19 protein-coding genes are annotated in these 19,881 nt (G+C 43.3%); 10 read left to right on the top strand and 9 right to left on the bottom strand.

Translation table 11 applies throughout. The features are described from left to right. Nucleotides 1-106 precede the first annotated feature (106 nt). On the bottom strand, nt 107-1,834 hold the full coding sequence (gene cobJ, locus HWQ41_RS16725; RefSeq protein ID WP_292764911.1) for a precorrin-3B C(17)-methyltransferase: 1,728 nt from the start codon (nt 1,832-1,834) through the stop codon (nt 107-109). A gap of 271 nt (nt 1,835-2,105) precedes the next feature. Here cobJ and HWQ41_RS16720 point away from each other — a divergent pair, with 271 nt between their 5' ends. Both HWQ41_RS16720 and HWQ41_RS16715 read left to right on the top strand, forming a co-directional pair. Continuing rightward, nucleotides 2,106-2,354, top strand: coding sequence for a helix-turn-helix transcriptional regulator (locus tag HWQ41_RS16720; protein WP_292764909.1), 249 nt, complete (start codon nt 2,106-2,108; stop codon nt 2,352-2,354). Further along, complete coding sequence (locus tag HWQ41_RS16715; protein ID WP_366931677.1) at nt 2,336-3,025, top strand: BglII/BstYI family type II restriction endonuclease; 690 nt, start codon at nt 2,336-2,338, stop codon at nt 3,023-3,025. Before HWQ41_RS16720 ends, HWQ41_RS16715 begins: the two co-directional genes overlap by 19 nt. Nucleotides 3,026-3,036: 11 nt before the next feature. Here HWQ41_RS16715 and HWQ41_RS16710 read toward each other — a convergent pair whose 3' ends face one another. The 5 genes from HWQ41_RS16710 to HWQ41_RS16690 all read right to left on the bottom strand — a co-directional run bounded on the left by HWQ41_RS16710 (nt 3,037) and on the right by HWQ41_RS16690 (nt 7,016). After that, nucleotides 3,037-4,146 carry a site-specific DNA-methyltransferase gene (locus HWQ41_RS16710; RefSeq protein ID WP_292764904.1) on the bottom strand — a complete coding sequence of 370 codons (1,110 nt, stop codon included), beginning with the start codon at nt 4,144-4,146 and terminating at the stop codon, nt 3,037-3,039. Nucleotides 4,147-4,320: 174 nt separating this feature from the next. Continuing rightward, the gene (locus HWQ41_RS16705) at nt 4,321-4,533 is read right to left on the bottom strand and encodes a type II toxin-antitoxin system HicA family toxin (RefSeq protein WP_292764901.1); all 213 of its coding nucleotides are present in this window, start codon (nt 4,531-4,533) and stop codon (nt 4,321-4,323) included. Continuing rightward, a complete protein-coding gene (locus HWQ41_RS16700; protein ID WP_292764898.1) occupies nt 4,523-4,744 on the bottom strand; it encodes a type II toxin-antitoxin system HicB family antitoxin in 222 nt (73 codons plus the stop codon). Before HWQ41_RS16700 ends, HWQ41_RS16705 begins: the two co-directional genes overlap by 11 nt. 116 nt (nt 4,745-4,860) lie before the next feature. Further along, the gene (locus HWQ41_RS16695; RefSeq protein WP_292764895.1) at nt 4,861-5,307 is read right to left on the bottom strand and encodes a hypothetical protein; all 447 of its coding nucleotides are present in this window, start codon (nt 5,305-5,307) and stop codon (nt 4,861-4,863) included. 206 nt (nt 5,308-5,513) lie between these two features. Next, nucleotides 5,514-7,016, bottom strand: a complete 1,503-nt coding sequence (locus HWQ41_RS16690; protein ID WP_292764892.1) for an acyl--CoA ligase — start codon at nt 7,014-7,016, stop codon at nt 5,514-5,516. Between the two features lie 367 nt (nt 7,017-7,383). On the opposite strand from HWQ41_RS16690, the gene HWQ41_RS16685 reads away from it, so the two are divergent. After that, nucleotides 7,384-8,526, top strand: coding sequence for a BMP family ABC transporter substrate-binding protein (locus HWQ41_RS16685; RefSeq protein WP_292764889.1), 1,143 nt, complete (start codon nt 7,384-7,386; stop codon nt 8,524-8,526). Nucleotides 8,527-8,605: 79 nt separating this feature from the next. Here the strand turns inward: HWQ41_RS16685 and HWQ41_RS16680 are convergent, their stop codons facing one another. Continuing rightward, complete coding sequence (locus HWQ41_RS16680) at nt 8,606-9,067, bottom strand: hypothetical protein (RefSeq protein ID WP_292764886.1); 462 nt, start codon at nt 9,065-9,067, stop codon at nt 8,606-8,608. A 422-nt stretch (nt 9,068-9,489) separates the two neighbouring features. On the opposite strand from HWQ41_RS16680, the gene HWQ41_RS16675 reads away from it, so the two are divergent. Continuing rightward, nucleotides 9,490-10,182: a DUF2996 domain-containing protein gene (locus HWQ41_RS16675; protein ID WP_292764883.1), complete on the top strand. Its 693-nt coding sequence runs from the start codon at nt 9,490-9,492 to the stop codon at nt 10,180-10,182. 59 nt (nt 10,183-10,241) lie between these two features. On the opposite strand, the gene HWQ41_RS16670 is transcribed toward HWQ41_RS16675, so the two are convergent. Then, complete coding sequence (locus HWQ41_RS16670; protein WP_292764880.1) at nt 10,242-10,739, bottom strand: TM2 domain-containing protein; 498 nt, start codon at nt 10,737-10,739, stop codon at nt 10,242-10,244. A 554-nt stretch (nt 10,740-11,293) separates the two neighbouring features. On the opposite strand from HWQ41_RS16670, the gene acsF reads away from it, so the two are divergent. Then, nucleotides 11,294-12,370, top strand: coding sequence for a magnesium-protoporphyrin IX monomethyl ester (oxidative) cyclase (acsF, locus tag HWQ41_RS16665; RefSeq protein WP_292764877.1), 1,077 nt, complete (start codon nt 11,294-11,296; stop codon nt 12,368-12,370). Nucleotides 12,371-12,470: 100 nt separating this feature from the next. Here acsF and HWQ41_RS16660 read toward each other — a convergent pair whose 3' ends face one another. Then, nucleotides 12,471-13,682, bottom strand: coding sequence for a type I restriction endonuclease (locus HWQ41_RS16660; RefSeq protein WP_292764875.1), 1,212 nt, complete (start codon nt 13,680-13,682; stop codon nt 12,471-12,473). Nucleotides 13,683-14,268: 586 nt separating this feature from the next. On the opposite strand from HWQ41_RS16660, the gene HWQ41_RS16655 reads away from it, so the two are divergent. The 5 genes from HWQ41_RS16655 to HWQ41_RS16635 all read left to right on the top strand — a co-directional run bounded on the left by HWQ41_RS16655 (nt 14,269) and on the right by HWQ41_RS16635 (nt 19,864). After that, complete coding sequence (locus HWQ41_RS16655) at nt 14,269-15,120, top strand: alpha/beta hydrolase (RefSeq protein ID WP_292764872.1); 852 nt, start codon at nt 14,269-14,271, stop codon at nt 15,118-15,120. A 656-nt stretch (nt 15,121-15,776) separates the two neighbouring features. Then, nucleotides 15,777-16,376, top strand: a complete 600-nt coding sequence (locus tag HWQ41_RS16650) for a DUF4910 domain-containing protein (protein ID WP_292764870.1) — start codon at nt 15,777-15,779, stop codon at nt 16,374-16,376. Between the two features lie 5 nt (nt 16,377-16,381). Next, nucleotides 16,382-16,531: a winged helix-turn-helix domain-containing protein gene (locus HWQ41_RS16645; protein WP_292764868.1), complete on the top strand. Its 150-nt coding sequence runs from the start codon at nt 16,382-16,384 to the stop codon at nt 16,529-16,531. 204 nt (nt 16,532-16,735) lie between these two features. Then, nucleotides 16,736-16,915, top strand: coding sequence for a hypothetical protein (locus HWQ41_RS16640; protein ID WP_292764854.1), 180 nt, complete (start codon nt 16,736-16,738; stop codon nt 16,913-16,915). A 57-nt stretch (nt 16,916-16,972) separates the two neighbouring features. After that, complete coding sequence (locus tag HWQ41_RS16635) at nt 16,973-19,864, top strand: hypothetical protein (protein ID WP_292764851.1); 2,892 nt, start codon at nt 16,973-16,975, stop codon at nt 19,862-19,864. Nucleotides 19,865-19,881 lie beyond the last annotated feature (17 nt).

Genomic DNA, 19,881 nt, shown 5'->3' with positions numbered 1-19,881 from the left:
GGCACAGCAATGCTGTGCCCCTACGACAGATGTGGTTCAAATAGATGAAAACTGCTGTAATCCACATTCCTAAGTTATTTCTTGACAGCCCTTATTATGCCTACTGTTAGGTATAGCGACGCGGCGTATAAACCCAGATATTACCATCGCGGCGCTTGATGGTTCGGGTTTTTGTGGAACCAACGAGAATAATTGTCCGCATATCGGCGGCGGCTGGTGCTAACTGGTCAAGTGCGATCGCTTTCACCGTCTGTCCTGGTCTACCGAGATTCCGTGCCAACACTACCGGTGTATCTGGTGTTCGATGTCGCAGCAAAATATTTCTCGCTTCTGCCAGTTGCCAAGTCCGCTCTTTGGAAACAGGATTGTAGAAAGCAATGACAAAATCAGCTTGGGCAGCAGCAGTAATTCGTTGTGCGATCGCAGACCAAGGTTTCAAAATATCAGATAGGGAAATAGCACAGAAGTCATGCCCAAGGGGCGCACCAATCGCTGCTGCTGCTGCCTGCATGGCTGAAATGCCTGGTGCCACATGAATGTCGATACTTTCCCATTCGGGTTTGGCATAGCGATCGCATACTTCAAAAACTGCTGTTGCCATTGCATAGATACCGGGGTCGCCAGATGAAACTACAGCTACATATCGCCCAGATGCGGCCAAATCAAGGGCCATTTTTGCCCGTGCTTCTTCTTCGCGGTTGTCAGACTCATGCCGTTGCTTGCCAGCAGCCAGAGAACCGACTAAATCTAAATAAGTTTTGTAACCCACTAAGTCAGTTGCCGACTTGAGTATCTCCTTCACTTCTTTTGACATCCACTGCGATCCACCAGGGCCCGTGCCAATAATCGCTAACCGTCCACGTGGCTGACCTGTGATGTTGAGGTCAATTGGTTGAGGGGCAATGGCGATCGCAATCTGGGAAGATGAGGGAGTAACGGGGGATTTGCCTGTAGCGGCGATCGCTGCGGCTTGGGCGGGGCTATAACCTTGTGAAAGTAGACTTTCTAGCTGATTTGGGGTAAAAAAGCGGGCAGGCACTCCCAAGGCGCTAGCTACGGCGTGGATTGCGGGATCGGCAGCAGCAATGATGGGTGCAAATATCCCGGCGACTGATGCTCTTTCTAATGCGGCATCAGCTAGTAACTGCTGTACTAAAGCTATTGTTTCATCTGCATAAATTATGCTACTAATTGCGATCGCGATCGTTGCTGGGTGGTAGACAAGGCAGTTGGCTGTAGGAGTCACCAAACGTTCGGTAATTTTGATGGTCAAATCTCCCTTTGGATCTATGGGCAGTTTGCGATCGCTCAACCAAGGTGCGATGCCTTCTAGTTTGACTTGCGCCCCGGCTAGCAAATCTGAGATAAATTTCTTCGCATCGTCTGGGTTTGCTAAATGGTATCCGGGGGGAGGAGACAACAGCGTTGTGCCCAAACGTAAATCGCCTGTGGTCGTAATTGCCGGTTTGACATCAAGGGCTTCGGCAATGCGGCGTGCCAAATCGTTTACTCCACCAAGTCCGCCCAATAGTGGGACAACAGCGCTACCATCTTCAGCCACAGCTAGCACTGGTGGTTCCTGTCGTTTATCTGAGAGTACCGGAGCTAACGTCCTAATTAAAATACCGGCGGCACAAATGCCAATCAACGGCGTTCCCTGGACAAATAACTCGCGCAACGTCTCGCCAAAATTAGTAAAGCTGACATCAACTCCAGACGTGCGACCCTCTAGACCGTATAGTGTTGCCCCTGGTAGGACACTGATTATTTTGCGTGCTACTGTGACGCTATTTTGACCTAGTACTATAATGGCGGGTGCAACATTCATGATCATAAGTAGATATCTTGCAAAATTCGATATCCTTCAAATGAAACCACAGATTTAGACATACAGCGACTTTGTGCGAAGTGCGATGTCTACGACGGGCAACTCTTGGAGAGGCTACGCCAAAGCCTACGCACATGGTGTCTTCGTAGTAGCTTTCTAAAACCTATTTTGGTTTTATACCATATTAGGTTTTAGAATTTAACTCAGTTCAGCAATATGTACTAACTAACTCTCATCGAGATCGAATAAACCATCGCCAGAAAAAAGGCAAGCTAAAGTGCCCAAATCAGTTTTCAGCGAAGAGTACAATCGGTTTCGCCAACTACTTATAGAAGCCCGCAAAGCTGCCAAGCTCACTCAAGCAGAGTTGTCGGCAAAGCTAGAGCTTCCGCAATCCTATGTATCAAAGTATGAACGTGGAGAGCGTCGTCTTGACGTGATTGAATTTTTACAAGTTGCCCAAGTCCTTAAAATAGATCCCCTTGCTTTTATCGAAGAACTGTTGAAATACCAAAAGGAGACGTAATAATCATTATTCAATATGTTGACTTTAACGCCGCAGATACAATCATTAATACCCAATACCAGAACCAATGGCATGAGATTAGTACTACTCTCACTAGAATGCCTTTGCACATCAAGGCTTCAGATCAAGCTGGAATTCAGGGTAATGCAATATTCGATCCAGTAGGTACGAACGAATACATTAAAGCTGCCTTTATTCATGATGGTTGGCAATCGAATATACCTATTCCAGCACCTTACAGATTCTTGGGTACAGAGGTTGATTTTGCCAAAACTGGCATTATCATTGAAATTGAGTTTTCTAACTATCCCTTCCTACTCAATAACACTTTGCGCTCAGAATTGTTCTTCAAAGCTAAAACTGAATTTGTTGGATACCGAACTAATTTGGTAATTCTGGTGACAAAGGCTCTGATGTTTCCTGCTTCCAATAGCACTCTTTATTATGAACAAGCTGTTAATCAGTTAACAGCTTTGACTAAATACCAAGTTTTTGATGTACCAATCAGACTAGTTGGATTATTTGAACAACAAAATACAATAGTACCTATCATCTGGACTGAGTATTTATTTAAAAGATATTCTAGAACTGTGAGTACCAGAGTTAGTCGCCAATGCCAAATCATTGCAGGACGTTCAGCCCGTAGTCGTTGTCTACTTAACTTATTGTAAGAATTAATCTATTAACTCCATAATCTCAATTCAATTTGTTCTACTTCTTCTACTTGTTTTACTATTTTATTTTGCAAAGAGGTCTTTTTTCCATTGCCATTAAGCTTTGGATCTACTGGAATTTCTTGACCTCTTAGATTAGCTGCAAAAGCAGATTCTTCATAGATTAATCTATCTTCCATTTCTTGCAAGTGATACTCTTCTGGATAAATTTTTGCTTTGGTGCGTTCTGAGGCTTTATTTCCTACTTGCACATCAAACTTTAATTTATCAATAGATTGACCAGTTTTTTCAACATAATCGCGTAATGTTTTTAAATTTGCAAAACAACCATTTTTATCTGGATTCCCACTGAGACGACGCAACGCAACTTGATGATATTTTGGTTCAATTTCTGACCCGATAAAATGGCGTTCATAATCTCTAGCAACCACCGCCGCAGTACCAGATCCTATATATGGATCTAAAACAATATCATTTTTGTTAGTTGTAGCTAAGATAATTCTAGCTACCAAGTCTTCTGGAAATTGGCAAGGATGTATAGTTTGTTCTTCATGGTTGTGTTTCACATTCCGAAATAGCCAAATATCACCAGGATTTTTCCCTTCTGGATTACATGAGAGTTCCCCCTTCCGATTTCCCCGATAATGTTTCTTATTTTGATACTTTTGGGGAACTCTAATAGCATCTAGATTAAATTTATAGTTATCCGATTTAGTAAACCAAAGAATAGTTTCATGTCTACAAGAAAACTTTTTTTGGGCATGAAGACCATGTTGCCTAGCCCATATAATTCGGTTGCGAGGAATTAATCTGCATGACTCTAAAATCGGAAAAAAGCGAATATCCAGAGGAATCAGCATTCCTCGGTCAGAAAAAGCACCAACTTGCCAAAATAGCGAACCTGTATTTTTGAGAATTCGGCTACATTCAAGCAGAACGGCTGTTTGTTCTGCCAAATAAATCTCAAGAGCCTGCCTTGATTCGTATTCTTTACCTAGATTATAAGGTGGAGAGGATACAACTAAGTCAACACATTCATCTGGCAGATTACTGAGTAGTTGTAAGCTATCCTCTAAGAGAATTTGGTCTAAGGGTAGATTCTCTCTATTAGTCTTCATTACGATACCTACCTTGCAAGTAATACTAGACTTTCGTGATAATAACCTATTTTAGGTTATTATCCAATTATTGAGAAAAATATCAATAGTAAACAGTCTGGCGAGAACCAATAACGAGTGCGATGTCTACGACGGGCAACTCTTGGAGAGGCTACGCCAACGCCAACGCACTAATTACTTTAGCTGGTTAAAATCTTCTTCTGTAATGCCCAACTGCTTGAGAATTTCATAAAATAACCACTTACCAATTTCAGCGTTGCCATGAATGGGAATTGTAGTTGCTCGTCCATCTGGATGTTGCCAACGAGCATGACTGCCTTTCTGTCGCACTTTTTCAAAACCGAGTTTCCGTGCCACCCGTTCTAATTCACTGGCTTTAGCTGGCATTTGCAATTAACAGTTCAACATCTTCGGGTAGAGAACGTCCTTGTTCTTCGTATTCTTCTTGAATCATTTCAAAAACATAAACAAGTTCAGCACGGGCTTCATCTGGCGTTTGTCCCCAAGCGTGACAACCGGAAATTGCTGGTACATAGGCGACAAATGTACCATTGTTATCGGGACGGATAACAGTGGTGTAATCTTGTAAAGACTTCATGGGATGGACTGAAGTTTGAGTTACACTTTCAGTTTACGCGATATCTGACGACAAGCCGCTCTGCGTCTACGCATTTGGGTAATTAGGCGTAGCCCGTCGTAGACATCGCATCTTGTTCAATTAGCTTTACGCTCTTTCAGCACTTGATCTAGCAAGTTTCTAGCAGGTTGTGCTTTAGCCAACGCTGCTTGATGGTCATTATAAGCACGAACAAGGCGAGAAAGACTACTCACACCTGCCTTGAGTTGCTCAAGTTCTTCACCAGCAACCAATTCCCCATCAAGCATCCGCCCAATCAACGGTTTGATGTCGCCCACTTCCTGTCGGACTTTTTGGAGCTTTTCTAAGTTACTTAGTAAGCTTTTGAGTGAGTTCAAGATGTCGTCAATATCCTGGGCATCTTCCACTGGTTCGGGCGAATCTTCAATTATCACTGTATCTTTGTCTGAAATTGTAGGCAATTCCTGTGCAGGCGAATCTTCAATTGTCAGTGTATTCTTGTCTGAAATTGTAGGCAATTCCTGTGCAGACGTTTCATTTTTAACCCCATTTGACCGTGCCATCAACGCTTCCTCAAGGAATTTCCCTTAGTGTATCGCTTACTCTTGGCAAAATTGCTTATGTCATAACATAAAAGCAGAGAATTTCTGTTACTTTATTATTCATCGTAAAAATTAAACCTGTGGGACTGGGTTCTTCAATTCCGTAATTTAAATTAGTCACCTTACGCCTCAACCTTCAACCTCAAAGGCTCATCTCTCCCATCTCCCTACTCCCCTATATTCAGCAATTTCGCCATAGCCAAGCGTTGCAGTTTCCCGGTAGCACCACGAGGTAGTTGATCCAAAATGTGAACTTGCTTAGGAACTTTGAAGTCTGCCAGCATGGTTGAACAGTGAGCTAAAAGTTCTTTTTCGCCAGCTTCTGCCTTGAGGACAACAGCAGCGTGGATATCTTCTCCTAAAGATTTGTGGGGGACGGCAAAGGCCAAAGCTTCGGCGACGGCGGGATGGCGCAGCAAAACATCATCTACTTCTAAGGGAGAAATTTTTTCCCCACCCCGGTTAATCAATTCTTTAATGCGTCCAGTTAAGCGGAGGTAGCCGTCTGTATCCAGTGTGCCCTGATCCCCTGTGCGAAACCAACCGTTTACAAAAGCTGTGGCATTGGCTTCGGGGTTGTTTTCGTAGCCATCTATGACATTGGGTGCTTTTACCACCACCTCGCCCAAGCTTAAGAGAGATAGCAGGTTGCCTTCGGAGTCCATAATCCCAACTTCCACACCGAAGCCATAACCTACAGTACCTGGTTTCCGAACTTTTGGCGGTAGGGGGTTGGTGGTCATTAAGTGAGATGCTTCAGTCATGCTGTAAGATTCCACCACGGGAGCATTAAGAGTTGCCTCTAGCTGTTCAATGATAATCGGGGGCAAGGAAGCGCTACTAGAGCGAATAAAACGAAAGCGGTTAGCTTTGACAATTTCTGTGTTGCGGCTAGCGCGTGCCAAAATTGTCTGGTGCATGGTTGGCGCTGCGGAGTACCAGGTGGGTTTGTAGGTATCTACAAGTTTCCAAAACTCTAGGGCATTAAAACCATTGGGACAAATGAGTGTGCCGCCCGATGCCAGAGTTGCCAGCAAACAGCCCACCAATCCGTGAACGTGGAACAGGGGCATTAAGCAAAGTGTAGTATCAGCTGCTGTGAGTGAGTAAGCAGCAATGATGTTGTTGGCTGAAGCAATTAAGTTGCGATGACGAATCGGCACACGCTTGGGACGACTGGTGGTGCCGCTAGTGTGGAGAATCATCGCCAGATCATCGGCGTTGGGGGCTGTGGGATTCGAGGATTCTGCTGGTTCTGAGCCTGTTTTGACTAATTCAAAGCTCAATGTGCCGTCAGTCTTTACCTTGGCATTAATCAGCATCATGTCGGGTGTGACGGCGGCGATCGCTGCTTCTGACCCCTCAGACAACGTAATCAGTGCTTTTGCCTGGGTATCTTCGTAGTAGAAGGCAAATTCTTCTTGCTTGTATTTAGGATTTAAGGGTGCAGCAGTGCCACACAGGGCGGCAGCCAAAAAGGTAATAGCCATTGGTGAACCGTTAGTCATGGCAATGGCAATGCGTTCTCCTCGTTTCAATCCAAAGCTGTTGAGTTGGGATACCAGTCCAATAACATTCTCGCGCAATTGCTTATAAGTTAGCGATCGCCCCCCAGGCGTGACTAGGGCTGGATGATTATCTTCCCCTACTAAAAGCTCAAATAAATTCATTAAAAACCTCCAGTAAACCATATCCCCTTGTGGGAGTTGTTAGTAAAAGGGATTGGGCATTAACAGGACTTACGCAAACAATAGCTGAAAAGAATGATTTTTAGGTAGGGGCAATTCATGAATTGCCCCTACAGCGTCTAGTTTTGCGTAAGTCCTAATTGAGAAAGAAACTCTTTCCTTGTTCCCCTTATCCTCCTTGTCCACATTCTTCATGCCCAATGCCCAATGCCCAATTCAACCATTAATTGCTTTCTTTTGTAAGTAAGTTTACGGCAAAAAACAAGAGCTAAAATTAAGTCAATAGTGTGTTTGTCGCTACTAGAAATCAAAAAAATCTTTTTCACCAACTAAACCCCATCGATAAAATATGGATCGTCGGAATTTTCTAAAGTATGTCACTTTAGCAGGATCTAGCTTTGCCTTAACTAATTGTGTTCAAGGCAAAAATTCCAAATCGCAGGGTGAGGTGTCTCCCTTAGCGTCGCCTGTGGCGGTAAATGAACCTCTGAAGGTGGGATTTGTTTACGTCGGCCCCGTGGGTGATTTTGGCTGGACTTATTCCCATGATTTAGGCCGCAGAGAGATGGAAGCCAATCTTCAAGATAAAGTAAAAACTACTTTTGTCGAAAATGTCAACGAAGGTGCTGACGCCCAAAGGGTGATTCGCCAACTAGCATTAGATGGAAACAAGTTGATTTTTACAACTTCCTTTGGGTACATGAACCCAACAATTAAAGTTGCCAAGGACTTTGGTGATGTTGTCTTTGAACACTGTGCAGGATACAAACGTGCTGCCAATGTCGGCACTTATCTGGGACGCTTTGAAGAACCGCGTTACTTAACCGGCATGATTGCTGGCAAGATGACAAAATCGAATGTAGTTGGTTTTATTGGCGCATACCCAATTCCAGAAGTAATTCGGGGAATCAGTGCATTCACTCAAGGAGTGCGAGTAACAAATCCTCAAGCAAAAATTAAGGTACTGTGGGTACAAAGTTGGTACGATCCAGCAAAAGAAAGAGAAGCGGCTCAAGCTTTGGTCAATTTAGGTGCGGATGTACTGACGCAGCATACCGACTCTGGTGCCGTTGTCCAATTGGCTGAGGAAAAAGACATTTATGCTTTTGGCTACAACACTGATATGAGTAAGTTTGGTCAAAAAGCCCACTTGACATCAGCTATTAACAAATGGGGCAAATTTTATACAGATACAGCCTTGACTGTAATGAGTAATAGTTGGAAGTCTCAAGAGGTTTGGGATGGTATTGGTCAAGGAATGGTGGATATTTCTCCGATGAATCAGGCGATTCCAGCTGATGTGCAAGAATTGGTGAATGCGAAGCGCGATGAGTTTATTCAGGGTACTGCACATCCTTTTGATGGGCCGGTGAAAGACCAAAAAGGGGTGGTGCGAGTACCAACGGGTAAAGTGTTGGATGATCAGGGACAACTGGCGATGGATTGGTATGTTGAGGGAATTGAAGGGTCAATTCCCAAAGGGAAATCCTAGCACTGCTAAACAATACTAGGATTTCTCTTTTTAATTTTTTAATTTAGTTATTGGTGTTGTTAAATTAGCAGCAGCAGAGTTATGAATTAAAAACTTTCTTCAAATTTTCTGGCTGCGTTACCGCCAAATATTGAGCCGCCATTTCCGGTGTGAGTAGTTCTATCATGACTTTGTTTTCTAACCAGAACTCAATAACATCAAAAAAAGAGTCGCGGTTACAACGTAATACTCTCCAACCTTCCCGTTTGCCAATCAACTCAATTTTTTCTTGACTAGAAGAAACCGAGATTGCTGCATGAGTAGCTGTGAACCCAGAAGGAGTGGTATCTTCTACAAATATACACTGTTTATCTCCTTCACCAGGTATTAACTGAGTTTTTAACGGATAAACTTCAATCCCTGTTCCATGTTCGTCAAGGGGAAAAACCATATAGCTACCTGGGTTAGGGAAAAAGGGAAAAGCTTGCCCATTCAAGACTTCAGCGAGAACTTGGGCAACGTGCTGGGGGTTTTGAACAGAAATAGATATGTGATGAATCATACTTAATTACCTCATCCCCATAATCATGATGGGGTTGATAAATTTTATATTTTGTGGAGTGCTTATCTTCCACGAGTAGCTTGATTACTTTTCACCCCATTTTTATTTATTTATGCAGAGAGTAAAACAAATTTACTTTTCACGGAATTTGGAAAACCTCTCGTGCGTTGGGACTAATGTCCTAATGCACCGAAAATCTGGGATGGTGCGTTAGCCTACGGCATAACACATCCGACAAAACTAGGTTTTTAGGACTTATGGCTTTGATTAGGCATCGATCGCAGCGTTAGCGAAGCGTCGGAACGAGCGTCATTACAAATTAGGAATTCCGCCCAGAGGTACTAGTATGTCAAAATGAAAATACCCGATACATCAAGGTGAGCGATCGCTCCCAAAGCTAGATTAAAGGATTGACCTGAGCAATGGCAGACCAAACCAATCACAATGAAGCGGGAGAAGTAGCTCCCAGCACTGTTGACAAGCAAGCTCCCAGTGTGGCTGAAGAACACGCTCCTAGTACAGACTCACCCGAAGCCACAGACCTTCCTACTGCCAACGCGCCAGATCCTAAAGCCGCAAACCCCGAAGATAATCCCAATGCTGCTAAACCAGCTGCTGTGCCACCCAAGCGAGAAAAACCCGCCGCAGCTAAAGCCGCAGTCGGCGAAAAACCCAGCGCCGCCGCAACGGAAGAAAAACCCGCCGCCGCAGCTAAAGCCGCCAAAAAGGAAAAAGCCCCAGCTGTTGAAGATAAGCCATTTGTAGAGTTCATCGAGCAAGACTACTTACCAGCTTTACAAAAAGCGATCGCTCAACAAGGCGTGCAAGATTTACAGGTGTCTTTTGCCAAGCAGAAAGTACCAATCACTGGCTTTGAATCCGCCGAAGAATGCTGGCAAATTATCGGCAGTTGGTCGCAAACCGGTCGACGTCAGTTTAACCTGTATTTCCCCGAAGAAGATATTCAAGGGAAAAAGGGATTTTCCTGTAATGAAGGCAAAAAACCTAGCACTCTTGAGTCATTCTTAATCGATGAGCGCAGAATTACACTGGATTTGTTGGTATTTGGTTTAGTTCAGCGCTTAGACGGTCAAAAGTGGTTAGGTATAAATTAGTCATTGGTCATTAGTCATTGGTTTTTAACGAAGGACAAAGGACAAATGACTAATAACAATTAAAGTTCGTGAAAATGGTAGGTAACGGCTCCAGTATTGGGGTCGTTATCAATTTTCACATAACCTGATTTGTACATCTCACTGAGAGTAGCTTCCACTTCAGCAAAGCTGGCTCCCGTGAACTTCACCCCTTGAGTGACAGTTAAAATACCACCCTTGCTTTCCGCCGCTTCGATTAGTTTAATCATGAGTTCGTTACCAGTTGGCCGGTAGACTTGAGAGGCAACCACTGCTTGATTCAACGGCACACCGAAGGGAGATACACCCGCTTTTAATCTCAGCTTGTGTTCGTATTCGTCAACTATGTTGGGGATAAGGAACAAATCCACGGTCTGCCCTATGTAAAACAAACCAAAAGTACACAGCCACAACAAACCCGTCCCTATTTTGCCATTGTATAAGCGGTGCAGCCCTCCCACCCCGAAAAATCCAACTGCACACAAGATGTAAGAGACAAGAACTCGGTCTTTCTGCTGCTGATTGTTTTCAAGATTCATCTTGTTTTCAACTCTTTGGATTTGCTCTTGTTGTCTAAGATGGTTTTTCCATGCTGTTTTGTTTGATATCAGTATGGATAGCGAGAGTAATTAGAAGTTTTAAGTAATCGTGCCAGTCATGAATTGTTAATTTCAAGATGATCAACTGATGATGAGACTGCTTAATGTATTGTAGCAACAACTACAGAAAATCACTGAGATACTAGTACAGCATGGCATAAATCCAGCTATCATCTCAATTAACCAGACAAGTGGCTTGAGCAACTGGTTAAAGGTCGGTAAACTGACGCCACAGTGTACTAGTGTTTTGAGAATCCGATGGGCGTGTGCTAATTCCTTTCACGTACTTGAGTTGACTACTAATCTCCGATTTTAGATTCCGCAAACATGGAATTATTGTTGCAACTCTTAATGTTTCGCTTACTAGTTTATAACCCACACCTTGGTAGACTAAACTTTATACAAATGGATTATTGTCAGCTGTTGCGCCTTGCCAGAGCATTACCCTTGGCTTTTTGGTGTATTCAAGATAAAGACGAAAGAGCAATCAAGACATGGTAGATTCCCTTAAAAAACCAGGCTTTGAAGAAATCCGGCCAGGGATTAAAGTCCCGGCAAAAGAAACCCTGTTAACACCTCGGTTTTATACTACCGATTTTGATGAAATGGCGCGGATGGATATCTCCGTCAACGAAGATGAGTTAAAAGCCATTCTCGAAGAGTTCCGCACTGACTACAACCGCCATCACTTTGTTCGGGATGCGGAGTTTGAACAATCCTGGGATCATATTGACGGGGAAACTCGCCGATTGTTCGTTGAGTTTCTAGAACGTTCATGTACGGCAGAGTTTTCTGGCTTTTTGCTGTATAAAGAACTTGGTCGTCGCTTGAAAGGCAAAAGCCCCGTCTTGGCAGAGTGCTTTAACCTGATGTCACGGGATGAAGCGCGTCACGCTGGCTTTTTGAACAAAGCTATGTCGGACTTTAATCTGTCCCTAGATTTAGGGTTTTTGACTAAGAGCCGCAATTATACCTTCTTTAAGCCAAAATTCATCTTCTACGCCACTTATCTTTCTGAGAAAATTGGTTATTGGCGTTATATCACTATTTATCGCCATTTAGAAGCACATCCCGAAGACCGGATTTATCCAATCTTCCGGTTCTTTGAAAACTGGTGTCAAGATGAAAACCGTCACGGCGATTTCTTTGATGCGATCATGAAATCTCAGCCGCAAATATTGAATGATTGGAAAGCACGGCTGTGGAGTCGGTTTTTCCTGTTATCTGTGTTTGCGACAATGTATCTTAATGACATCCAACGGAAGGACTTTTATGCCACCCTTGGACTGGATGCGCGAGAATACGACATCCATGTTATTCAGAAGACTAACGAAAACGCCGGTAGGGTGTTCCCGCTGATGCTGGATGTAGAGAATCCAGAGTTTTATCAGCGCTTGGATACTTGTATAAGCAATAATGGGAAGCTGAGTGCGATCGCTAACTCCAATACTCCCAAATTCCTGCAATTCTTCCAAAAACTGCCGCTTTACATCTCCAATGGCTGGCAGTTATTGCGGCTGTACCTGATGAAGCCGATTGATACTGTTTCTGCTCAAGGGGCAGTTCGTTAAGTTATAACAGGTTTGCGAAAGCTTTAGTGGTTCTGCTAATTGCAGAGCCACTTTTTTTGTCAAAGTTGGGTAGGCGTAGTTTTGCAGTAGATACCTTGAGTTAAGCTGATTTTTCCATTCTGATTACATCTGGTATGAATACTTGGTGCTTGGCTGCTTCTGCTTCGTAACATCGGAGAATCAGTGATGTCAGCTTATCGAAGTCACTGACAGAAGAAATAATTACTTTTGATGCGGTATCCCCCAGAGAAGCTGTTATTTCCTGCACTTCAAAATTTGAAGCTAGAGACTTTACTTCATCTACACTTAGCCGAGTCATAAAACTTTTTTTCTGCGAAGATAGATACAGCCGCAGAAACCACCAAGTACTTTTGCCAAGATTGATACCAAAGTATGAAGCAGTATCCTTGTATTGGAGTTCAAAATTGTAACTCATTGAAGTTTGGGTAATTGCTTTAATTTTTTCAAAAGCTTCGATTTCTTCAGCAGTTGTTACTACTTTTGATTCTTGAGATTCTTGTTGTTTTTCCTCTTCTTCAATCTCTTGTTCTACTTCCAGTTCAACAGGCTGAGTTATTTCTTGGCTAAGTGAGCGAGTCATTAACTCTACTAAACTTCCCTGAATCGACTTTTTAACAATTGGTTTAAATTTATCAATAATTTTACCAGTAATTCGACCTTTAATTTCATAACTAGGGGCAACTGTACCGAGTTCAGCAACTAAGAAGCGAACAAATTCTTCAGAAGGAGAACGTAAAAGATTTCCTAGAAGCTGAGTCATGCCTTTTACATAAACCATTTCCTCCGCATGGTTGGTAATAGCTGTAACCTCAAAATTATCACGGTGAAAAAATTTGAGGTTATCAATATCTTTAGTATCATATTCCAGGATATTAAAAGTAAAAAATGGCTCCTTGTCCATGACATTTTTATCACGCAAGTCTGTAAAGAAACGGTACTCAACCCCATTAGTGACGATAGCTACTTTTGTTGTCAAAAGTCCATTAAAATAGCGGCTCAGTTGCCCATCATGTGCTTCAGCTTTTTGACCACGGGCTTTTGCCTCTACGAGCATAACTTTAGTACCGTTAATAGCTAAAGCGTAATCTACCTTTTCAAACTGCCCTGCTCTTCTAGTCGCAAAATCTGCCACGTATTCCGGCATGACTTCACTAGGATCATAGACATCATAGCCAAGAGCGCTTAAAAAAGGAACAATCAGTGCCATCTTAGTAGCTTCTTCGCCAACAACTTGGTCAAATCGCTTACGCACTTGTTCAGACAGCTTGATAATATCTTCAGTAAATCCCATCTTGCTTACTCCTGATAGATTAGTAATTTTTGATACATATTTTTTGTAAAATAGGAGTGATTGCAGGGTGATATAGTAGATTGAATTGAAGGTGTTAGTGGGACTTAGACAAAAAACACCCAGAATAAAGCCTCAAATCTATATCCAGAGAGACTTTGACATCGTTTTGCTTGGTTGATTGATATATCTGGGTTTGGGCTATTTTTGAGCATTTGGTGTATTTCCCTTACCCTACATGGGTTTGAGGCTTGTTTCTCTCTCAAAAATGTTTAAGTCCCGTTAGGTATTAAAAGCTTGACAAGCCAAGGAAGACTGGAAAAATGACCTTCCAAGACAATCAGACTATTGCTGTGCGTAGGTTTGACTCGCTGCGATCGCATCAGTACCTATGCAGATAAAATTATTGAACTCGGTTATTTCACTAAGTCCACGTAGGTAGACTTTGTTTGTGTAGTAGCGAATTCTATTCGCCCAATTGTCCCCAAATTTATCATCAATGATTTAGGATTGCTATAGAATACCCAACTAAATTATGACAACTAACGCTTTTATTCTTGATAAAGCTTTATCGTAAAAATAAAATTTAATGGAAAAACAGCAACTTATAAAACTGCTAATTGGTGATTTGACTTGGCAACGACTAGTTAAATCTTTACTATTTATCTATATATTTTTTAGTGGATATGTATATTTTCGAGCAGACAGTATGATTTTTATTTCTCAACCTTCTAGCTATCAAGACAATCCCGGAATTCTTAAGTTAAAAAGTGGGGAAAATACGAATATATCAGCTACATACTTATTAAACAATCAAGCTAAATATACTATTCTTTATTCTCATGGTAATTCCGAAGATTTAGGAGATATCAAAGAAATACTAGAAAAATTACACGCCTGGGGTTTTAGTGTCTTTGCTTATGATTATCGTGGTTATGGTACGAGTGAAGGAAAGCCTACAGAAAGGGGAGCATATGAAGATATCAATAGCGCTTACAATTATTTGACCCAAAATTTAAAAATACCACCTGAAAGAATTATAGTTTTGGGGCGTTCGGTTGGCGGTGGTTCTGCGGTCAACTTAGCAATGCGGAAACCAATAGCTGGTTTAATTATTGAAAGTTCGTTTATTTCCGCTTTTCAAGTAATAGTACCTTTTCGGATTTTACCTTTTGATAAATTTCCCAATCTGGAGAATATCAAAAAAGTCAAATGTCCGATCTTGGTGATTCATGGAAAGGCAGATGATATCATTCCTTTTACTCATGGAGAAAAGTTGTTCAACGCTGCAATATCCCCAAAACTTTATTTGTGGGTTGAAAAGGCAAATCATAATGATTTATTCTGGGTAGCTGAAGAAAAGTATCAAAAAACTTTGCAAGAGTTTACTAGCCTTGTAAAGGCAAATCAGCAATTATCCCCTCATCCTATTCTGCCTTAACCATGTACGGTGATTAGGCAATGTCACACGCCCTTCATCCTCTTCATTCAAGCGTTCGCGTAGCGTCTCGTTGGCGCAGCCTCTCGTAGAGAAGAGAGGAAATATGCCAGCAGGGATGTCTGCCCAATCTAACTAGTAGATCGACTGATCAATTACTATGTGTTTTCTAGTACATTTCTAGCCAGTTGTAGCGAAGCGATGACCGAGCGCTGTAAGTTGCCTGAGAAGTTATTCTACAGCGTTGGGTCAACAACTGGCGATTTGTGGAGGTACTGAGGCATAGGGTAAACTATTCCTCGTGTAACCTTTGGGCTATCCCGTTCTCTTGATATCTCATTTAAACTGCAAAACAGAGACTTGTGATGCCAAATTGGCAGAATCTTTCTATCTTCATAGGACTTACGCAAAACTACACGCTGTAGGGGCAATTCATGAATTGCCCCTACCAGAAAATTAGGGTTTCGGCTATTGTTTGCGTAAGTCCTGCTTCATTTGAAATGCCGCTGTCACTTCAACTTTTTCTTAGAGGAGGAATGGAAAGAGTTGATGGCAGTGTGGTCAAATACCTCTGCCAGTTCAATAGATATAGCGGTTTTTGATTGGGTGAGGTACAGTTTTGACCTCTACAGGCTGGGAATCTGACTGGAGCTTGGCAAGTGTTAGAACAGGCTCTAAAAATAGATCATAGCCCGAAGGCGATCGCAACGTTATTCAGTTGGTTAACACGGGAAGAAACAACTCCCCTTCGGAAAGCAGGTTATATCCAGACAGCGTTGGGCTATTACCAACAAGCGATCGCCAAGTTATTCACTTGGTTAAATCAAGATGAAACTGCTTTCTTCAGAGATGAGATTGCTGCCAAGTTACTTGCTATTTCGGGAGAAAATATTCCTACTGAATTAAAACCCCCACAAATTGCGATCGCTACTTTTATTGCTAAATATTTAAGTCAAACTATACCAAAATATTCCTATCGATTTCTCTGGATTCCAGCAACCCTTGCTTCAATTACATGGTTGGCTCTCAACGAGGCTAAAGTCAATAATATTAAACATGGACTGGTATTAACTTCTTTAGAATATTCAGGCAACTTTACTTACAAAAAAAGCCGCAGAGGTGACACTAAAATTGATAAGGTTGCTGCTTATGTACTCAGAAACTCAAAACAGGATTACAAAATTATAGATTTCTTCCCCTATGGCTATGATGAGCGACAATACTGCTCACCTGGATTTAATTTGGAGATAGTAGGCTAAATCAAATGGCAACTTTGTGGGTTTTAAATTTATGTGATGGTCAGCATACTCTGCTAGATATTCCCGACCTTTCGGGAATGTCATTTGATGTGATTAAATATGCTGCCGATACATTATTAGCGCATGAATTGTTAACAAGTCAGAAAACTAAGTAAAAAATAAAAAAATACTGAATTACTCTTTATTTTGTCTGGGAGCGTAGCGACTACACAATTCACGCGATCTGCGACTTATTCTTGGAACCTTTTGTGCTGTCCGATAATGTGCAGCTTCTTAGAGAATTGGTATTACATTGTAAAATTTTTCTGTATTATTGTTCTCAACTGTTCTGTGAGAATACTTATTTTGTTATGTTACAGATGGCTAATTATCTAGTTCGACTACATCGTAAAACGTTTTGTGACTCTAAGCCAGAAGAAATGCTTAAATTTTCTATTCGCCTGGTAACACATCATCTAAAGTATGGCTCAGTGCCGCTCAAGGCGTGTAGTACTCGTCTGATTGCAGCGATGTCTACGACGGGCTACGCCTATGCCTGATTCATATTTTGATTCGGCAAGGCCAATTTTTAGTTGTAGAAACAAAAGGACGAACTCATGGCAAATTCAGTTTTCAACTTATCTAACCTCAACGGTACTAACGGCTTTGCCATCAACGGCATCAATGCATATGACTACTCAGGCACCTCTGTCAGCAGTGCAGGAGACATCAACGGCGACGGTCTTGATGACCTGATTATCGGGGCAAGATTTGCCTCCCCCAACGGCACCAAATCAGGGCAGAGCTACGTGGTGTTTGGCAGCAAGTCCGGTTTTGGTGCCCAATTCAACCTCTCCACCCTCAACGGCACTAATGGCTTTGCCATCAACGGCATCAATCGAGGTGACTACTCAGGCGGCTCTGTTAGCAGTGCGGGAGACATCAACGGCGATGGCATCAATGACCTGATTATCGGGGCAATCTTGGCCTCCCCCAACGGCACCTACTCAGGACAGAGCTACGTGGTGTTTGGCAGCAAGGGGGGTTTTGGTGCCCAATTAAACCTCTCCACCCTCGACGGTACTAATGGCTTTGCCATCAGCGGCATCAATCGAGGTGACTACTCAGGCTACTCTGTCAGTAGTGCGGGAGACATCAACGGCGACGGCATCAATGACCTGATTATCGGGGCACCAGAAGCCTTCCCCAACGGCAACTCAGGGCAGAGCTACGTGGTGTTTGGCAGCAAGGGGGGTTTTGGTGCCCAATTCAACCTCTCCACCCTCGACGGTACTAATGGCTTTGCCATCAACGGCATCAATCCACATGACGACTCAGGCGGCTCTGTCAGCAGTGCGGGAGACATCAACGGCGACGGCATCAACGACCTGATTATCGGGGCAGATGGTGCCGACCCCAACAGCGCCAGCAACTCAGGGCAGAGCTACGTGGTGTTTGGCAGCAAGGGGGGTTTTGATCCCAGCGTCAACCTCTCCACCCTCAACGGTACTAATGGCTTTGCCATCAACGGCATCAATGCATATGACCGTTCAGGTATCTCTGTCAGCAGTGCGGGAGACATCAACGGCGACGGCATCAACGACCTAATTATCGGGGCATCAAGTGCCGACCCCAACGGCACTGACTTAGGGCATAGCTACGTGGTGTTTGGCAGCAAGGGAGGTTTTGGTGCCCAATTCAACCTCTCCACCCTCAACGGTACTAATGGCTTTGTCATCAATACAGGTGATAACTCAGGCATCTCTGTCAGCAGTGCGGGAGACATCAACGGCGACGGCATCGCTGACCTAATTATCGGGGTAGATGATGCCCCCAACGGCACTAAATCAGGGCAGAGCTACGTGCTGTTTGGCAGCAAGTCCGGTTTTAGTGCCCAATTTAACCTCTCCACCCTCAACGGCACTAATGGCTTTGCCATCAACGGCATCAATGCATTTGACCGTTCAGGTATCTCTGTCAGCAGTGCGGGAGACATCAACGGCGACGGCATCAACGACCTAATTATCGGGGCAACAAATGCCTCCCCCAATGGTACCGAATCGGGGCAAAGCTATGTGCTGTTTGGCAACCGCGCCCCCGTTCTCGACCTCAACGGCAATTCTTGTGGAATTGATTTTAGCACCACCTTTAGCGGCACTCCCGTCTCCATCGTCGATCGCAACTTCACCCTGAGCGACAATAACACTACCCTAGCTGGTGCCACCATCACCATTACCAATCCCTTAAATGGTGCAGCCGAAAGTCTCAATGCCACTGCCATTGGTAACATCACTGCTACCTACAACGCCAGCACAGGCACTCTCACCCTCAGCGGCACAGATAGCATTGCCAATTACCGACAAGTCCTCAACAGCCTTACATACAACAATACAGCTGCTTCTGTTAACACTAGCGATCGCATCATTGAGTTTGTCGTCAATGACGGGCAAGGTTTCAGTAACACCAGTGCAGTGGCAACCACCACCTTGGGTTTTAACCAGAAACTGATCACGGGAAGCAGGAGTGCAGATATACTCACAGGCACAATTAACAACAATATCATCGACGGCAAAGCCGGTAACGATAAGCTCACAGGTAACGGTGGTCAAGACAAGTTTGTATTCCGCCCTGGCGATGGCACTGACATTATCAGCGATTTTGGTGGCGTAGGTAAAGGTTCAAATCCATCACAGGCTGTGATTGGGAAAGTGGACACGTTGCAATTTACAGGTTCGGGATTGACTGCCCGAAATCTGCAATTAACTCAAAATGGTAAGAATCTAGAAGTCACTTTTGATGATACAAGCAATACTAAAGTCATTCTGCAAAACTTTCAACTGGAAAACTTGGATAATTTACCAACTTCTGGAGCAAAACCAGCGATCGGCAATATCATATTTGATGGGCAAACTAGCATCGCTGACAGTTTTGATGTCTTTGATGCCAACTCCACTCAAACTAATTTGTTTAACAAGAACACGGTAACTTTCCTTAATGACCTGAATAATAACATCACGGGTTTTGACAACTCCAATGATGTGATTAATGGTCAGGGGGGTAATGACAAAATCGATGGTAAAAGCGGCAATGACGATCTGCGGGGTGGCGCTGGTAATGATACCCTCATTGGTGGTGCGGGTAATGATATTCTCGTTGGCGGTGCGGGTGCTGACTCTTTCGTTTACAATACCAGTGCTGCTTTTAACTGCTCTGCTATTGGTCTAGATACTATTAGTGATTTCAACAGTTCTGAAGGTGACAAGATTGTACTGGATAAGACTACCTTTAGTGCGATCGGCTCTGTTGCGGGAAATGGTTTTAGTAAGAAGAGTGATTTTAAAATCACTTCTTCAGCGACTAGCACGGCGAAAATTCTGTATGACGCTATAAGTGGGCAATTGTTCTACAACCAAAATGGCAGCGCGGCTGGTTTCGGCAGTGGCGGTTTATTTGCGACTCTCACTGGTGCGCCAAATCTCACGGCATCTGATTTTATTGTGCAGGCGTAATTCACTTGGAACAGCAA

Source organism: Nostoc sp. NOS(2021) (assembly GCF_017115025.1).
In the GTDB taxonomy this organism is placed as follows: domain Bacteria; phylum Cyanobacteriota; class Cyanobacteriia; order Cyanobacteriales; family Nostocaceae; genus Nostoc.
This window is presented reverse-complemented; position numbering and strand designations above follow the sequence as displayed.